At 43.4% G+C, this 16,660-nt stretch carries 16 protein-coding genes and 1 tRNA gene; 4 read left to right on the top strand and 13 right to left on the bottom strand.

The genetic code is table 11. The annotated features are described in order from the left end of the window. Window positions 1-4: 4 nt before the first annotated feature. From QW597_04855 to QW597_04840, 4 genes are read right to left on the bottom strand one after another with little or no spacing between them, the layout of a single operon-like run. Window positions 5-307 (bottom strand): 30S ribosomal protein S24e, encoded by a 303-nt coding sequence (locus QW597_04855; GenBank protein ID MEM0155912.1) that lies wholly within the window; start codon window positions 305-307, stop codon window positions 5-7. Continuing rightward, window positions 304-807, bottom strand: coding sequence for a DUF359 domain-containing protein (locus QW597_04850; protein MEM0155911.1), 504 nt, complete (start codon window positions 805-807; stop codon window positions 304-306). Before QW597_04850 ends, QW597_04855 begins: the two co-directional genes overlap by 4 nt. Then, entirely contained in the window at window positions 785-979 is a 195-nt protein-coding gene (gene spt4 / locus QW597_04845; protein ID MEM0155910.1) for a transcription elongation factor subunit Spt4, read from the bottom strand. The genes QW597_04850 and spt4 overlap by 23 nt, the downstream gene beginning before the upstream one ends. Further along, complete coding sequence (locus QW597_04840) at window positions 976-1,569, bottom strand: DNA-directed RNA polymerase (protein MEM0155909.1); 594 nt, start codon at window positions 1,567-1,569, stop codon at window positions 976-978. The genes spt4 and QW597_04840 overlap by 4 nt, the downstream gene beginning before the upstream one ends. Window positions 1,570-1,772: 203 nt before the next feature. Here QW597_04840 and QW597_04835 point away from each other — a divergent pair, with 203 nt between their 5' ends. From QW597_04835 to QW597_04825, 3 genes are all read left to right on the top strand, one after another. Beyond that, window positions 1,773-2,990, top strand: a complete 1,218-nt coding sequence (locus QW597_04835; protein ID MEM0155908.1) for an acyl-CoA dehydrogenase family protein — start codon at window positions 1,773-1,775, stop codon at window positions 2,988-2,990. A 3-nt stretch (window positions 2,991-2,993) separates the two neighbouring features. After that, a complete protein-coding gene (locus tag QW597_04830; GenBank protein ID MEM0155907.1) occupies window positions 2,994-3,998 on the top strand; it encodes an NMD3-related protein in 1,005 nt (334 codons plus the stop codon). A 404-nt stretch (window positions 3,999-4,402) separates the two neighbouring features. Next, window positions 4,403-5,674, top strand: coding sequence for an arginine deiminase family protein (locus QW597_04825; protein ID MEM0155906.1), 1,272 nt, complete (start codon window positions 4,403-4,405; stop codon window positions 5,672-5,674). A gap of 4 nt (window positions 5,675-5,678) precedes the next feature. Here the strand turns inward: QW597_04825 and QW597_04820 are convergent, their stop codons facing one another. From QW597_04820 to QW597_04800, 5 genes are all read right to left on the bottom strand, one after another. Continuing rightward, a complete protein-coding gene (locus QW597_04820) occupies window positions 5,679-7,490 on the bottom strand; it encodes a hypothetical protein (GenBank protein ID MEM0155905.1) in 1,812 nt (603 codons plus the stop codon). 220 nt (window positions 7,491-7,710) lie between these two features. Then, window positions 7,711-8,226, bottom strand: a complete 516-nt coding sequence (locus tag QW597_04815) for a hypothetical protein (protein ID MEM0155904.1) — start codon at window positions 8,224-8,226, stop codon at window positions 7,711-7,713. Between the two features lie 253 nt (window positions 8,227-8,479). Beyond that, complete coding sequence (locus QW597_04810; GenBank protein MEM0155903.1) at window positions 8,480-9,952, bottom strand: phenylalanine--tRNA ligase subunit alpha; 1,473 nt, start codon at window positions 9,950-9,952, stop codon at window positions 8,480-8,482. 658 nt (window positions 9,953-10,610) lie between these two features. Continuing rightward, complete coding sequence (locus QW597_04805) at window positions 10,611-10,793, bottom strand: hypothetical protein (protein ID MEM0155902.1); 183 nt, start codon at window positions 10,791-10,793, stop codon at window positions 10,611-10,613. A 114-nt stretch (window positions 10,794-10,907) separates the two neighbouring features. Beyond that, entirely contained in the window at window positions 10,908-11,924 is a 1,017-nt protein-coding gene (locus tag QW597_04800; GenBank protein ID MEM0155901.1) for an aldo/keto reductase, read from the bottom strand. A 206-nt stretch (window positions 11,925-12,130) separates the two neighbouring features. Here QW597_04800 and QW597_04795 point away from each other — a divergent pair, with 206 nt between their 5' ends. After that, window positions 12,131-12,961, top strand: coding sequence for a DNA adenine methylase (locus QW597_04795; GenBank protein ID MEM0155900.1), 831 nt, complete (start codon window positions 12,131-12,133; stop codon window positions 12,959-12,961). A gap of 53 nt (window positions 12,962-13,014) precedes the next feature. Here the strand turns inward: QW597_04795 and QW597_04790 are convergent, their stop codons facing one another. The 4 genes from QW597_04790 to QW597_04775 all read right to left on the bottom strand — a co-directional run bounded on the left by QW597_04790 (window position 13,015) and on the right by QW597_04775 (window position 16,658). Then, window positions 13,015-14,118: a DUF5808 domain-containing protein gene (locus tag QW597_04790; protein MEM0155899.1), complete on the bottom strand. Its 1,104-nt coding sequence runs from the start codon at window positions 14,116-14,118 to the stop codon at window positions 13,015-13,017. Between the two features lie 36 nt (window positions 14,119-14,154). Further along, a complete protein-coding gene (locus QW597_04785) occupies window positions 14,155-14,559 on the bottom strand; it encodes a GntR family transcriptional regulator (protein MEM0155898.1) in 405 nt (134 codons plus the stop codon). Window positions 14,560-15,782: 1,223 nt separating this feature from the next. Next, window positions 15,783-15,855: transfer RNA gene (locus QW597_04780), tRNA-Pro, on the bottom strand. Between the two features lie 41 nt (window positions 15,856-15,896). Further along, complete coding sequence (locus QW597_04775) at window positions 15,897-16,658, bottom strand: 3-hydroxyacyl-CoA dehydrogenase (protein ID MEM0155897.1); 762 nt, start codon at window positions 16,656-16,658, stop codon at window positions 15,897-15,899. Window positions 16,659-16,660 lie beyond the last annotated feature (2 nt).

Genomic DNA, 16,660 nt, shown 5'->3' with positions numbered 1-16,660 from the left:
ATGTTTATTCACTGGCCTCTTTCTTTTTTAGACCGTTGCGTATAAGTTCGTAGTCTGGTTCGTATAGCATTGCGCTTTTGTTGTCGTCATAAACCTTGCAGTAGCCTATGAGTTCCCTCTTCCCAGATTCCTGCTTCAGGGAGTCAACTATTACAAGTTCCTTCTTTGATCCCGTATTCTTGGCAATTATGTCTCTGACAGAGTCTCTATTAGGAGAACCGCTTCCAGAATATATTATCCTGTACCGTATTTCCTTCCTTTTCAGCAGCACGTTATCCTTTGTCGATTCTATCTTGATTTCAGTCATTCCAGTTTCATCCTCTCAACGAGCTTATTAACAGTATCCTTAATGGCGGGGCTCACCTCAATACAGCCAAGCCCTTTGTCAGGTATGCCGTAAGCAACAACTGTATCAAAGTCTGAATAATAAATTATTGGTATTACAGCCAGATCCTCTTCTCCGATTACCTCTATTCGCCCACCGGTGTTCTTTCGAATCAGGCGGCCTATGAGATTGAACAGCTGAAGGGAAATTGTTCCAGGATCATTCACCACCTCGAAAGAACCAGGCACATGGGAAAAATGGCGGTGTTCGTTTCTCTTGGTCTTAAGATCAACGACTTCTATGAAGAGGTTGATTCTCGCTTCAGTGAGTCTCTGTGCCGTGACATCTCCAACGGCTATTATTTTTTTCGATTTTGCCTTCTCTAAAAGGTCTTCTAGCTGGCAGAGATTATTGCTACCCGAAGCAATTTCCCTCCGGAGATCCTCGGAGACAATATACTTACTGCCTGACTTTAATGGCATACATGCCTTCAGATGTTATGCCTGCACGTTCGGCTATAACTGAATACCTGTGCTCCTTTACGTAAATGAAACCGCTCCACTCAGAAGAAAGTTTCTCTTCTGGATGTGAAATGCAGACTTTGCCGTCAGTCAGGCGCTTGCATTTTTTGCATGCTTTTAGTACGACTTTCATTGTTGACCCTGTTCCTTGTTTCTTGCTTTTTCCAGCCACTCCAGCTTCCCAAGGCCGATCTGTTTCATCGTGAGCCCGATCTGGCTGTCATGAATCGATGAGGAATTGAGATTCATGGCCACAATTCTCACCCTGACACGGTCTCCCACCTTCAGATCCCTCTTTGTATCTTTCCCGATAAGTCTCTGGTTTGCTATGTCTTTATCAATTCGATCATCCATAATCTGGCTGATGTGCAGAAGGCCATCAAATGGACCGATTTTAACGAAAGCCCCAAATTCCTTGATAGAAATTATGACCCCGTCAACGACTTCATGCATCTGTGGATAGTATGCGATCGCTTTGTACCTTATGGTCTGGTAAACTCCGCCGTCTCCGTGAACAATTGCGCCTTCGCCGATTGGCTTCACGTCTACAACTGATACCACATAGCACTTTCCCTGAACCTTTAATGTTTCTTCATCTTCCACATCAATGAGTTTCCCTTCAATCGTCTCCCTCGCGACATTCATTAGGGACTCTGAATAGTCATTTACCAGCATATCGGGTGGGATTCTTGCTATGTTTTCGCTCTCAATCATTATATACATTTAGAACTCGCTCCTTTGCAATCTAACTTGAATTCGTGCTTGTTCCGATACCAGAGGAACAGCAATCAGGTCTCCAGGAAACAACGGCAATCTGCACAGCGGCAATAATGACTCCCGCGGCCGTCCAGGCACAGACCCGAAGTGGCACAGTTTGGAGATGTTTATCCTAACTATTAATGTTGTGTTATTTAGGGTCAATCTTCTTGATACCTGTATGTGAGGCAGACGTAACTTATAATTACGGTATCGCGTATACTTATTCTATGCTGGAAATGTCAGGCGATGATGTTTACGGAGCCCTGAGAGAATCCGTGAAAAAGTTTGTGGAAAGAGAAATCGCACCCGTTTCCGTTAAAATGGACGCGGATGATGTTTTTCCCATGGATATTTTCAGGAAAATGGGTGATATGGGTTACCTTGGTATTACCATCCCTGAGAAATATGGTGGAGGGGGGATGGATTACGTGGCACAAGCCATAATAGAGGAAGAACTTGGCTACGCATCAGCATCGTTCGCCCTTTCTTACGGTGCGCACAGCAATCTCTGCCTCGATAGTCTATATAGGAACGGTTCGGAATACATAAGAAGTGAGTACGTTCCAAAGCTTGCGAGCGGGGAATGGATCGGATCTTTGGCGCTGACTGAACCCGGATCGGGTTCTGATGCACTGTCCATGAAAACCACTGCAGTGAGGGACGGAGATGAATATGTCATTACTGGGAGCAAGACGCTCATAACCAATGCACCATACGCCGATCTCTTTCTGACCTATGCCCGCACTGGAGACGAATTTACTCCCTTTGTGGTTCTGAGCAGCGATAGAGGATTCTCCCGAGGATCTAAATTCAACAAAATGGGGATGAGAGGCTCGCCCACAGGAGAGGTATTCTTTGATTCTATAAAGGTTCCCAAGGAACGAATAGTCGGAGAAATAGGTGCTGGCAGGGAAATAATCCTCAGTGGCCTTAACTCTGAAAGAGTGATACTTGCATTTATATTTATAGGGCTTGCGAGAAGGGCGATTGACCTTTCTGTTAGATACAGCATGAGAAGGAAACAGAGTGGAAAATTCCTCTATGAGTTCGAGATGATTCAGGATAAACTTGCGAACATGTACGCAAAGTACGAAGCGGGAAAACTGCTGGCAATGAAAGCTCTCAGGAAACTTGAGGAGGACCGTATGGATGCGATGTCAGCTGCGACCGCCATTTTTTACGTTGCAGAGTCGGCTGAAAGTATAGCCAGGGAAGCGATCCAGATCCACGGAGGCTATGGATACGTCAAGGACTTCGAGGTTGAAAGGCTGATGCGAGATGCAATCCTCGGTCAGATAGGAGCTGGAACCACAGAAATTCGGAAGAAGATCATTTCATCAGGATTGATTAAAAGCTATATGAACTATGACAGAATGCCAGACTAGAATATGAAATGTATCCTCTGTGGCAAGAAAGAATCCGTTGAAAAAGGGCTCTGCGAAGATTGCCTATTCAAATCTGTCTATCTTTCTTATAATCGTGGAGAAGAAGTAGTGATATGCCCAAAATGCGACGCAGTGAAGATTGGCAAAAAGTGGTATCACCGAGATTCAGAGACGAGCATGAAGAGGATACTTTCCGCAGGAATTCGCGTCAACGGAATGGTGGATTCAGACCTGCATACCTATTTTCAGCCCTTTAACCTTATTTCTGACCACATGATCCATTTTTCTTCCAGAGTAACAACAACGGGAGGAATATCTCACATTTTCCCAGGGGATACAATACTGAAAAAGACCTTTAACAGCTGCCCGGAGTGCAACAAGAAGACAGGTTCATATTATGAGGCCGTAGTCCAGATAAGATCCTCTTACGGACAATATGATCCTTCCGTGGATGATGCCGTATCAATTGCACTGTCAATTGAACACAGTCTTGAGAAGAAGCACGCTAATTCCTTTGTGTCAAAAATTGAAAAGAAGCCAGAAGGGATAGATATTTTTCTCGGAAGAAAGAACGACGCTATGCGGATAGTCAAGAGCATAACCGAAACACGGCCGGCGAGCCTTGTCGTTACCAAGTCACTGAGCGGGAGAAAAGAGGGTGAAGATTTCTACAGGTTCACTTATGGGATACGTATTCTGAGCCTAACTGAGGGTTCAGTCATTTCAACGAGAGAAGGCACTTTTCTCATCAGGTCTGTTGGGAAGGAAATTACTCGGGTAACTGATATCAACAGTGGCAAGGACAGTGCGATAAAGTCCGAGGCTCTATTGAAAGATGACTACAAAGTGCTTGAGAAAAAATTGGAAAGGAAGAGATTCATAGTAGTGTCCAGAGATGGCGATGAAACTCAATTAATGGATCCAGATGGATTCAAGCTAACAACCTTACGAGTCAAAGCAGATTCGCAGGATGTCTACCTCTATCAGTACAACGATAGATTATTTTGAGCGTCAGCACAGAATTTTACAAAATGTGTTGAATTTTTTAAGCTGTCAATATCCAATCTATTGCCAGTTTCCGTGACCTGGATCACATGGCAAAGCCAGGTATTCCCCATTGACCTAAACGCTTTTTGAACACAATTCCTTTAATAATTACCCAGCACAAAGAGTAAACCGCAGATCGATAGTACAGCACCAGAAGACCATCACGGTTTTATCGTCAATTATTGGATTCCCTTGACCACTTTCGAATATACCGTAAACCTGACCTGCTGGGATCAGATCTAAGAGAGGGATGCTTCATTCAGAATCGAACCTGTATTCAGAAGCACAAAAATTTATGTTCAGTACTGAGCCGTTATCCAAGCAAAGCAGCCAAGATTAATATTTCAACCTCGCATTCCATGGACATGAGAATCAAAGCCGAGTGGGACAGGCTTAATGATGTTATGATACACAGGCCAGGTATAGAGATTGCTTATGCAATGTTGGCCCCTAGGCCCTTCCTTTTCGAGCGCCCCTTCAGGATATCCAGAGCAGCAAAAGAACATGAGCTTCTGGAACAGACAATGAAGGAAGCGGGAGTAAATGTGAGAGTCTTGAGGGACATGGTAGTCGATGAAGCTGAGAAGTCCTCTGATTTCAGGAAAGCACTTGAGCAGAAGGTGATATCGACTGTCAGGTTCTTTGGCACCGTGGACTCAGCGAACAGAGCTTCCGGTGAGTTTCGCAAGAACATAGAGATAATAGACTCGTCAACGTTGCTCCAGATACTCACGCTTGAGCCCTCAATAGACCTCAAGAGAGATGCTGAGGATATGCAGGTAGAATACCCCACGGTTTATTCCAATATACCTCTGGCAAACCTTTACTTCATGAGAGACCAGCAGGCTGTTGGAAACAATGGCGTTGTTGTAGGGAACATGAAGAAGGGGCAGCGATCGAGGGAGACTGAAATAACTGAATTCGTTATAAGGCATATCCTTCACGAAAAGGAAGTTTTCAGGGTTTCAGATAATGGTATTTTTGAAGGCGGAGATTTTATTCCAGCTGGAAATTTCGCGCTTATCGGAACGGGCCCAAGAACTGACATGAATGGTGCTATGGAAGTAATAAATTCCGGGAAATTTGATTATGATGAAATACTCGTTGTGGATAACCCTGTATACGATTTTATGGAAGAAAATACCAGAGACTCCATGATAAACATGCATCTTGACACTTATTTCAATATTGCTGGTGATGGCATAGCTGTGACCTCACTTGACCTTGCAAAAAAAGCCAAGGGCATAGTGATGGAAAAGGAGTCTCGTGGCGTTTACAGAAATGCCAGGTCAATCAGCCTGTTTGATTACTTGAGAGAGAAGAACTTCAGTTTCATAAATTTGAGGCTAAGTGAGCAGATGGGTTATTCTTCAAACTTCCTTACACTTTCCAATAGGAAGATACTGACAGTGAACGTTAAAGACGTTATTCAGAAACTGATGAGCAGGAAGGTATTTTCGGACACGCTGTACAGCAAGGTCAGAAGTGATCTTGAGAAGTCGGGTCCTGATAAGTTGTTTCCAGATCGGAAAGAAATATCTGACTATGGCATTGACAATATCACGCTGGAGCTAAGCGAGCTCACGGGAGGATACGGCGGAGCACACTGCATGACAGCTGCTCTCAATAGAACATGATATCCTAGATATTCCCAAAAAATGAGAATGCGACATTGATTGTGACAGCATAAGTTACCCTGACATGAGACCCAGTGGACGTAGACGATATGTATACAACGAAAGACTCCACTCCATGTCCGTAACCATCTGGCACTATGGATATTGCCATTATCAGTCTGCCTTCCGGTGAAAGAGTGACATACGTTCCAGAAGTGGTAGTATTGTTATTTTTATAGGAGAACTGTGACACCAATGATGAACCATTGGAAAGGTCAAATGTCAGGCTCATATTGTTTTTAATTCCGGATACGGCATAAAGACTCGCAACTGACATCCAGGAACCACCATTAAGAGACACCAGTGACCCAATAACAAGATTGGCCCCGGCTAGTATTCCCACCCCCCAGGCTGTCCCGCTGGTAAGGCCGTACTCAATGAAGAAAACACTGCTATTTTCGCTGGTGGAAATTCCAGGAGAGTAACTTAGGTTAAAGATATAACCCGAGTCTAGAAAAGGTGATGCGAAGCCACTTGCAACATGGTAGGAAGGGTCGTATGGAGGAAATGGAAACAGAGAAAAAGCCCATTCAACGTTACCCATTATGCCAAATACGCTGATGTAATAATTTTCTGAGCCGCTGAAAAAGGTGTCAGGAACCATAAGGGAATACCAGTTTCCTGATGATCCTGAAGTTTTGATCGTCTCGTTTTTCATTATCTGGTTTCCGTGCGGCGTGTAACCAAGGGATACGTTTACGCTACCAGTGCCCTTCAGCATTACCGCAATGTGATTGATTATGCCGCCATCTGCAACATTGAATTTCTGTGAGACACCGGTAATACCGTACGCCACCATCGACGAATTGATCCCGGCAACAGGCGTCTTTGCTGGGTCATAGAAAACCACAGGAACAATTTTGGGATAGGAAGACGTATTTACTGCAATGGTACCGTCAGCTATCAGTGGGAGCATCCCGCTGGCTGATCCCGCCTTATATGTAAAGGAACCCTTAAGCCCGTCCACCTGGATAAATCTGTTCTGACTCGTATATGTGGTACCATTAAGAGTTACAGACCATATGCTACCGTTATTCAGGCCGTAATCATAGAAAAAAAGAGCGTCTCTCGGAAGCGCTCCCGTTTTAGGATCAAATCCAATGGTAAAAGTGCCAGTAAAAACGGCATGTGGATTACCATGGTTTCCTCCAGTTATCACGGAGACAAACTGTGATCCCTGTTGGGATTTCTCCGAGGATGCAGTCACGCTGAGGTTACCCAAACCCGTGGAACTCACGCCACTTTCAATCGAAGACCTCAGTAGATGGTGTGAAGACACATTATAAAGGTTCAGGAAATATTGGGTATTCCCTGCAAGAAACGCATCTGGAAATGCTACAGTATAATAATTCAGACCGTTCACATGAACGCTTTCCTTCTCCAGGACCTGACCACCCAGAACAGTAGTACCTATAGAAACATATATGACCCCCTTTCCAGATAGCAGCAAAGATAGTGTATTAACAAATGCTCCATTAGATAGGGTAAATTCTTTTACCGTAGAACGTATTCTGAAGTGCCACGAGTGAGGATCGCTTTCTGTCGCGAACGGTTTCTGTTGGAATACTGTGGATGTTGAGAAGCTATAGTTTGTAAAATTAAGCGGCTGATATAAAATCCCGTAGAAATTAGCCTGTGAAGAAGCGTTTATGAAAATTGGGTTAATAGAGGTGCTGTAGTTGTTTGGGATATTCACATCCGAAGAGTAGTTCCCTTCTTTCAACGTAATCTCAGAAGTTGAATGGTTTGAACTGGTAGCAAAACCTTTAAATGACACGTTTGCACTCAATGAAGTTAAAGATGATGATAATAAAGAATTCACTCCAGGAGAAGAGCCAGTGGTGGAAAATTCCATACCTGGAGGATTATTATAAGATGAAATCTCTACTGGATTATTAAAAAGTATACTGGCAGTGGCAACACCGGAAATTGTAACTAGGGATGCCACAACGATCGAAAATACTATTACCCGTTGTAGGCCCCCCATATTGGCGTCCTCACGATAGAGTATATTGTAGTGTTAGATCGGCGCTGGTGATGTATCCCGGGCTGTTAAGCGTATTAATAACCACAGTTATGTAGACCTGGCTATTGGCATTAACAGTAATCGGAGTACCCGTAGTAATCGGAGTACCGTATGGTGCTGTAGCTGATGAAACCGGGGAAGCTGAGTAATACCACGTTATGAAATCTGGCAGTGTACCATTGAGATAAACGCTGGCAGCGGAGGAAGCCCCATTGACCAGTTCAAGCGCGTTTGTTATGCTGACACCACCGTGCTGGGTATAGTTGAGATCAATTGTTACATTTTCCCCCGCAGCAGAGTAATCAGTTGACATAAATCCATATGCTTGGGCCTGTGCATATCCTGGTCCATTGGCAATGTAGACGACAGCATTATTCTGGTGTGTTGACACTAGGATAGGATCATTAATGATGATCGCAGCAGTCGCAGTTGCCGGCAGTAACGCAGCAGTTACAATTGCAAAAAACAGGAAAGTTTTTCTGTTCATATTTTCTCGTGGGAATTTAAATTCTATATATAAATATAATTGTGTAGAATCTAGTCATCTTCAGATAGCTCGCGATAGTGATAAATAACTCCAAGGTATGCTAATAGAGTGTCTGTGAAAGGGCTGTGCCACATTTGCGGATCGCCTTCCACGTCCATATGCAGGATGTGCCATGAACCGACATGCGACGCGCATCTCTCAAAGCGCGGTAACATTTGTATCCATTGCCAGGAAAAATTTGGCGGCTTGGTCTTTAACTCCTAAATCTATATGACTGTAGCCATTTGAGGTCTGAGTTGTATATTTCGCGTATGTCAGATATTCCAAAATACATCATTGCCAATCTTTCGAGACCCAACCCCCATGCTATCACCGGCTCTTTGAGCCCAAGTGGTACTGTTACCTCTGGCCTGAAGAGACCGGAACCTCCCATTTCAACTTCTTTTCCGTTAATAATTGCCACGACGTCCATGCTTGGTTCGGTATATGGGTAGTAAGATGGAATTAGCCTGACTTCTTTGAACCCCAGCCTAGAGTAGAACTCCTTTATCAGCCACTTCAGAGAGGAAACGCTTGCTTCCTTCCCGTAGAATACCCCTTCGATTTGGTGCAACTCAGCAAGATGCGTCCAGTCAACACTCTCATGCCTGAATGCTTTTTCTATCGAAAATACAGCTACGGGGGGTTCCTTATGATTATACAGATATCTGATCGTATTGACTGTAGTATGTGTTCTTAGTAGAGTTCTACGGGCCTCATCCTCACTCCATGGATATCCCCAGCCGCGGTACCCTTTAATACCATTTTCATGTGCTATTTTGACCGCTGGCAAAATCTCCTGGTTTTCAAACTCTAATTTTCTGTCGACCTCGACATAGAATGTGTCCTGCATATCCCTTGCTGGGTGATGCTGTGGAATAAAAAGAGCGTCCATATTCCACCCTGCGTATTCCACATAGTGTCCTTTAATTTCGCTGAAACCGAGCTCCAGGAAGATCCTCCTTACATTTTCTATAAGGTAGGTAATTGGATGAACACTAGCCCCCCTGAGTGATTCCACAGGGGATTCGAGGTCATAGGTCCTGAATGATCGTCCTTTCCAGATCCCGGAAGTTATTACATCTCGGTCAATTTCCTCAATTTTCAGTTCTGATGAGTCAGGTAACCTGTAAGTTTCTCCTTCATCAGTAAGCGAAACGATTCTTGAACTGATTCTCTTTATTTCCAACATGTTTCCGCGGGACCTGAAATTGTCCAATATCTCCTGATCTACGTTCAAGTTTCCAGAAGCGATAAATTCCAGCGCGTTCTGCCTAGCATTGACCTTTTCTGAAATTGTTGAATTATCTGCAAGGTTAAGCATGCCAGATTTTGGCTTTATTCCTAGTTTTGAAAACTGTGTTATTGCTATTGTTCCCGTTTCCTTTCCGAGCTCCCTGAGAATCCTTTCAAAATTGGAAGGACCTGCATTTTTAAGCATTTTAACAAGCCTGAGCTCAGGCAGACCCTCAACCAGATATTTTTCCCCCTCTCGGCCTATTCTAATCTTTTCTCTTTGGATGGTCTCTATCCTCACGAGCCCTTTCTTTTCCAACCAAGATATGGAACTTGATATTTCCCTCAAATTGAGCCCTTCTGCAACTATTTCATTTTCAGATATCCTGCCTCCTTTGATCTGCTCACGTATCAATCTAAAGACAGTTATTTCATTGGGGCTTAAGTCCATCCGATGCCTAACATACCCTCAAATATGAATCTTTCCTGGATCTTTTTCACGTGATTTTTGTCGGTTCCTTACGGGTCATATTTCCATCAAACTATTAGAGGTCATATGATGCCGGAGGTTTAAGTGATTTTCCAGATGTGTTGTCTCAGTGAAAACAGGTTTATTGATTAGAACATGCAATGTTTGAGAGAAGATGTCTTTCAGCCTTTGAAAATCTCCGCTTGCGAGATACTTTTATAAGAATGTTATTTCCTTGGATAGGCTCTCTTGCCCTGAATAAGTACCTCAAAACACGGTGGCATGGGTAAATGTTTCTTTGGAGACCTTGAACCATCCTACCTCCTGACCGATGGTTTATGGTGACACTTACCATGAATGTCGATGAAAAGCTGGTAAGTGCCGTGCTCAAAATCTTTCAAGACAAAAGCCACTGTCATGGGCATATTACAAGGAAGATATCAGAGGTGAGGCGTGAACGAATGTTGTTGAAATTGACATGAACTCATTGTGAAACACCTTAGAGATTCATGGTCGAAGATAAAATTCTTAAAAATCTATTGTTTCTGGCAAGAGACAATGCGAACCTACTAAGAAACCTAGTTTTGCCAACTTCGATTCCTCATGGCAGTAGCTATGATTGCCCGGTATCATCACTCCATTAATGAGCATAGCCAGTTTCAGAATATAGAGGTAAATTATACGCTTCATTAGCAAATGCAGATTCAATGAACTTGGAAATGTCAGGATCCGCAAATAGTTCAGTATTAAAGAGAAGAGATGGAGTCTCTGTAACAATGATGACAACTACCTTAACCTCAAAGGGTACCAATGAATCTGGCATTCTTAAATCAGCTCAGCATAATGCAGATCGCTGAAATTGCTTAACAGGAAAGACGAACAAACAACCAGATTTTTGGTCTGGGAAGATTTGTAAAATGAAGAGCGGGAAAGGATTTTATTCCTTGATCTCCCTGTCTCTGGTCTGCTGCTCCTCCGCCCTCTGGTCATAGGGGTAGCTGACTTCAGGAAAGCTTACTCGATTTATGGCTTCAATCTGCTCCTTTGTCAACTGCCACCCCGTAGATCCGAGGTTTTCCCTCAATTGATCAGTGGTTCTGGCTCCGATTATTGGCGAAGTGACCGCTGGGTTTCTCATGAGCCAGTTAAGTGATATCTGGGCCATTGTCTTTCCTATTTCCTTGGAGATTCTTTCAAGCTCTTCAAGCACCTTCTTTGTTTTCTCATTCTCGTATCTTCTGTACATTTCCGGGGAAGACGAGTCCCCGACTCTTGTTCCCCTTTCTGCTTTGCCTATACCAGACTTGTACTTTCCACTTAGAATTCCACCTGCAAGTGGGCTCCATGGGATCACTGCTATGTTCTCGGCAAGAGCCATCGGCAATATTTCAAATTCAGTCGCTCTCACTAAGATGTTATAGTGGGGTTGAATACTTATGGGCAGGCTCCAACCTTTGGATTTGCATAACTGAAGTGCCTTTTCAAACTGCCATCCCCTGAAATTGCTTATCCCGACGTATCTTATGAGTCCCTCTTCAACAAGTGAATTTAATGCCCCGAAAGTTTCCTCCAATGGGGTCAGTGGATCCCATGCATGGGTCTGAAGTATGTCTATATAGTCAGTATGTAACCTTTTCAAACTGGCTTTAACGCCGGAGTAAAGGTGCTTCCTTGTAAGCCCCACACTGTTTTTCCCAGCTCCGGTCCTGAATCTCGATTTCGTAGCAAGGATAACATTTTCGCGATCATTCCCCTCTAGCCACTTTCCTATGATTTCTTCAGACTTGCCATCAGAATAGACATCTGCAGTATCTATGAAATTGCCTCCATTTTCAAAGAATTGTGAAAGTATTTTATGGCTACTGCTCTCATCAGCCTGCCAGCCGAAAGTCATTGTCCCGAGACAGAGTTCACTAACGATAATTCCCGTATTGCCTAGTTTCTTGCTCTTCATATAAACAAGAGTCCCATAAACGATATAATCCTTTTTTCATCTCAGTCGTTAAAGGATTATTTACTGCACCATTTTTGCGATATTCGGTATGTCTTCGGTGCACGATCTTTTTCATGTTGGTTTTCGCAAAACTAAGCCCAAATAAACTCATTCTTCTTCTCTATGCAACCTGAAAAAAAGGTTATAGCGGATTCAAGTTATGCTGTTTGGAAAAGTTCATGAAATATTTGAGGCTCATCAAGTACCCGGGCGCAAAAAGCGCCCTTATAGGCGATCTGTTAAGGCTGGAGAAGGTAGCCGGACCAGGGGTATTCGTCGATGTCTTCGGTGGGTCAGGCACTATGGCATTGAATCTACCCACGAAGCGTATTGTTTACAATGACATAAACCTGCGATTGGTTGAAATGTTCCGATCAATTCAGCTGAATCCAGAGGTTATATACGCAGGGCTGAAGAGAGAAATTGCGAAATTGGATGTTGGTCACAAGTATGTTAGATATTATATATCCAGTGAAACAGTTGGGGTGGTAAATAACAGGAAATCAATACATGAATCAGAAATAAAAAGGGCGTTGGATACAATCCTGACTTACAGTAAAAGTTTCGGGGGTGAGGGTGAAACCTATGCAACCAGTCACGAAAAATCGGTGGTTCCATATCTGGCCAAGACCATTGGAGAATTTGGGAAAATATCTGAACGGGTTAGATTGTGGACACTTGAAGACCTTGATTTTCGTGAGATAATCCGGAAATACGATTCCAGTGGGACTCTATTTTATCTTGACCCTCCATACCCCGGGAAGAGATGGTATGAAGCGTCATTTTCTGATATTGATTACAGGGACTTATCCGCAGCTCTCGGATCCATAGAGGGAAACTATGTCATGAATTTAGATCGCGTTGACGACAATCTCCTTGAAATATTCGGGTTTCCAACGTTCACGAAGACATATGGGAAAACGGATATGCAAAGAGCACACGGAAAAATGAAACCCAGAGTGGTGTCATTCTACACAAACTTACGTATGACAAGGTAATGGGATAACCTTTTCAGCAAAAGTCTTACCTCGAAACTTGTAAAAATACATTTTTAGAGGGCGTTGAAGAAAACTCCGGTCAATAAAAACCCTACTACGACGAAAGAGATCACAACCCAGGTCAGGGGATTTCCAAAATTCATAGACCATCCAACGCCAAACCTGTTCGCTACCACAAAAGAACTGTCTCCAGGGTTGAAATAGAATATGCCTCCTTTCCAGTACTGGTCATCGTTCCTGTTCGCAAGACTCGTATAATCTTCCTCGAAATCAACTTTAATGTGGCTCCCCTGCTGTCCAAGGAGGATCATTGGTAAAAAGAAGACAAGAAGAGAGCTGAGTGGAAGGTAGGAAATCAGTGATGAATAACTCTTGTTAAGTAATCCCCAACCTATTATCGCGATGAGAAGAAACGAAATGTTGATCATTATGGAAGAGGCCATTATTGTGTACCTAGTGTATCTCTTGAATTTGTACTGCTGAACATAGGAAGTCCGTGGTCTAAACACTTCCAGTTCCTGTCTGGATCTCATTATCACGTATGAAAGTAATGCCAGAAGTGCGGTCAGAAAAGTTTGCGCGATTGATATTGAAAACGCGTTCAGCAGGCTTGAACTATATACCAGTCCTGTAGCCTCTCCCTCTTCGGCAAGTATATTTATCTGTGCAAGAATTCTGGAGTCCATTAAAGCTCCCATTATTGCGGTCGCCGCGATAATCAAAGCCGACATTGCCAGGAGGGCACTGTAGATCTTGTCACCTCTATCGGTGCTATTGTTTTCTAATATTATTATACCTGCCGCTTCCTTAATCCCCTGATACCACCCCCTTTCCTTTTTTACCCTGGCCAGGCTGTGATGAGCAAGAACAAAAAATACATGAGCGAAAATGATCTCGGAGAAAATTGCGGCAAGCTCGATCTGATAAGCTCCAAATAAAGTCGGAACTACAATCAGCGCAAAAAAAATGGAAATTGTGGCAAACTCGAGCCTTTTGCGATACAGTGCATTGAAATAGACCAAAATGGGATCATGCATCCTATTTGGCGGTATCCTTACACCAAATCTGATAGTGTTTTGTGAGGTATAAGGCACTACCCAATATAGGGCAGCTATTAAGAAGAAAATTACGGGGAACTCTACTGCCACGAGCTGCATATTTGCACCCTTCCTAAACAAACCTCAGATTAAATATCAGGTTATCTGATCACCAGTCTTACCGGAAAAGACAAGTTTCTTCAACAGCTCCATGATCTTGTCCGGTTGAAATCCCATGGCCCTAGCTTCGTTTATCAGGCTGATTTCCACCGAACTCCAGTCGTCAAGAAATCTTTTCACCTGAGCGCCACTGGCAGGAAGAACAAGAAGCTGTTTCTTTGAGTTCATGCTGATAAATCCTTCCAGAGTCAGTATATTGTAAGCTTTGTTGACAGTGTGGTAATTTATCTCAAGGTTCTTAGCCATTGCTCTGGCAGATGGGATTATTTGTCCCTCCCTAAGGGAGCCATTTGCAATTGCTTCAACTATCTGGTCCCGTATTTGCTGATAAAGTGGTATATCAGAGTTGAATTCTACCTTGATAAACAGTCCCTTTTCCATTGGATAATAATGTATTAGCTATATAAAAATATAAGTAAAATACTCACAGCCGACTGATCCTGGAATTCATATGCAGACATTATACGAGTACAAAAATCATCATGTAAAATTACTTTGTCTACCTGGGGAAATTCCCTGAATGCAGCATACTGCCAATTTTTATGTCATACTCCTAGCGAAAGAATTTCTCTTGAACACTACTGTAGCAAGAGTAGTAGCTAGAATTCCTGCACTTTCTAAATTAATTAAGGTTAAGGTATTCGGCATTCATCCGGTTTTTAGGTACCCGCCCAGTTCAAAATACCGATTATCTCGAATATTACAAGCAAAAAGTAAAAGAAGGAAAAGACACTCTTATCTTTCGCCATTTTTCATCTTTTACGCTAAGTTACCTTTACTCCGTATCTCCCCAGAGGTAGGCTTATTGGCGATCCATGCTGGAGGATACAAATAAAAGTGGCAAGCCAATTAGTTGATTCCGCAGGATATATCCCTTGGTACCAGCCTATCTAGTTGATAAGATCAAGTACTAAAGCGGATGAGACGAGAGCAGGTGCCACGATTGCCGCAACTAGCCACGGCACCGGTACCAACCAGACTGTCAGTCCATGGGTTTTATAATTATCAAAACTGTAAGCCCAGCCGAACCAGCAAGATGCGTAAGTTCCTGCGTGTAAAAACCGCACCTTAAGTGTTGCACTTACGGTGCTGCTATTCAATGCAAGTAAATCTATTGGTGAAACCATGTTTAAACCGGAATTAAAGCTTTCCGGCCGTTTTATAATCGTGGAAAAAAAGGTGAAAAGGATATATTAACGCGAATTTTCAAAAGTATGAACTGCAAAAGGACAGACCTACTGGTTTTACCACATGCAGAGCTGATTTATCGGTTTGGAAGTAAGCTATTGGCAGTAAAATTTCCGAGCTTTGCTTTATATAAATAATACCTTGGATTTTTCCTGATATCCCCTATAATCTGCTGTTGGTCTGCCCTTTAATCTGAATCTAGTCAAAGTGTCTGTGATCACCTCAGCACTGACTATGAAGAATACAGGACATTGCAAAAAAAAATGAATCCAGCAGAGACTTTATGAAACTAACTGAAACCGTGATGATTTTTCTCTTCTTGTCGGGCAAACTGCCCCGGACAATAACTGGGTACCCTGCTTTTAATCCAAGCTTTTACTTCATTCGCCATAACATTTCTTGGATAACCTTCTGAGTGGGCCTGTCCGGATTTGGACCGGAGTTTCCAACTCCCGAAGCTGGAAGGATACCAGGCTACCCCACAGGCCCCTTGAATGAAGGAAAATGTAGCTTCCTTAATAATATTTCACCTAACGGGGCTGCATCCTTATGGCTCCGTCTAGACGTATGGTCTCACCGTTAAGCATTGGATTTTCTATGATATGAACGGCCAGAGCTGCGAATTCCGAAGGCTTTCCGAGCCTGGAAGGGAATGGCACCTGTTTGCCCAGACTTTCTCTTACTTCCTCTGGCATCTTTCCGAGAAGCGGTGTGTCGAATATGCCTGGGGCAATGGTAACCACACGAATTCCGAAAGGTGCAAGATCGCGCGCTATTGGGAGAGTCATTCCAACTATTCCGCCCTTTGAGGCAGAATAAGCCGCCTGTCCTATCTGTCCCTCAAATGCCGCAACCGATGAGGTGTTCACTATGACTCCTCTTTCCTTTCCCTGATCAGGTGAATTGTTCACGGCATGCTCAGCAAATATGCGAATGGCGTTGAATGTACCAATCAGGTTAACAGATATGACCTTTGTAAAACTTTGAAGAGAGTGGGCCCCCGTCTTCCCGACTACTTTCTCTCCTATAGCTATACCTGCACAATTTACGAGTCCTGATACTGATCCGTACTTTTCAATAGCTCTGCTGAAGAGGTTCTTCACACTGTCTTCGCTAGTTACGTCTGTATTTACATAAATGCCGCTAAACTTTTCTGCCACTGCTCTTCCATGTTCTGAGTCCAGATCGGCTATTACAACATTCCCGCCAGCTGAATGGATGAGTTCAGCTGTGGCTGCCCCAAGTCCAGATGCAGATCCAGTGATAACGAATGCCTTTCCACTTATGTCCATGA

This window comes from Thermoplasmataceae archaeon, from assembly GCA_038729425.1.
GTDB lineage: Archaea > Thermoplasmatota > Thermoplasmata > Thermoplasmatales > Thermoplasmataceae > B-DKE.
This window is presented reverse-complemented; position numbering and strand designations above follow the sequence as displayed.

Excerpts from the sequence above, each read along its gene's own strand:
- QW597_04805 (MEM0155902.1), bottom strand. The coding sequence starts at position 10,793 with ATGCCAGATTCATTGGTACCCTTTGAGGTTAAGGTAGTTGTCATCATT.
- QW597_04825 (MEM0155906.1), top strand. The coding sequence starts at position 4,403 with ATGAGAATCAAAGCCGAGTGGGACAGGCTTAATGATGTTATGATACAC.
- QW597_04790 (MEM0155899.1), bottom strand. The coding sequence starts at position 14,118 with ATGCAGCTCGTGGCAGTAGAGTTCCCCGTAATTTTCTTCTTAATAGCT.
- QW597_04855 (MEM0155912.1), bottom strand. The coding sequence starts at position 307 with ATGACTGAAATCAAGATAGAATCGACAAAGGATAACGTGCTGCTGAAA.
- QW597_04775 (MEM0155897.1), bottom strand. The coding sequence starts at position 16,658 with ATGGACATAAGTGGAAAGGCATTCGTTATCACTGGATCTGCATCTGGA.
- QW597_04830 (MEM0155907.1), top strand. The coding sequence starts at position 2,994 with ATGAAATGTATCCTCTGTGGCAAGAAAGAATCCGTTGAAAAAGGGCTC.
- QW597_04840 (MEM0155909.1), bottom strand. The coding sequence starts at position 1,569 with ATGTATATAATGATTGAGAGCGAAAACATAGCAAGAATCCCACCCGAT.
- spt4 (MEM0155910.1), bottom strand. The coding sequence starts at position 979 with ATGAAAGTCGTACTAAAAGCATGCAAAAAATGCAAGCGCCTGACTGAC.
- QW597_04785 (MEM0155898.1), bottom strand. The coding sequence starts at position 14,559 with ATGGAAAAGGGACTGTTTATCAAGGTAGAATTCAACTCTGATATACCA.
- QW597_04810 (MEM0155903.1), bottom strand. The coding sequence starts at position 9,952 with ATGGACTTAAGCCCCAATGAAATAACTGTCTTTAGATTGATACGTGAG.
- QW597_04800 (MEM0155901.1), bottom strand. The coding sequence starts at position 11,924 with ATGAAGAGCAAGAAACTAGGCAATACGGGAATTATCGTTAGTGAACTC.
- QW597_04850 (MEM0155911.1), bottom strand. The coding sequence starts at position 807 with ATGCCATTAAAGTCAGGCAGTAAGTATATTGTCTCCGAGGATCTCCGG.
- QW597_04815 (MEM0155904.1), bottom strand. The coding sequence starts at position 8,226 with ATGAACAGAAAAACTTTCCTGTTTTTTGCAATTGTAACTGCTGCGTTA.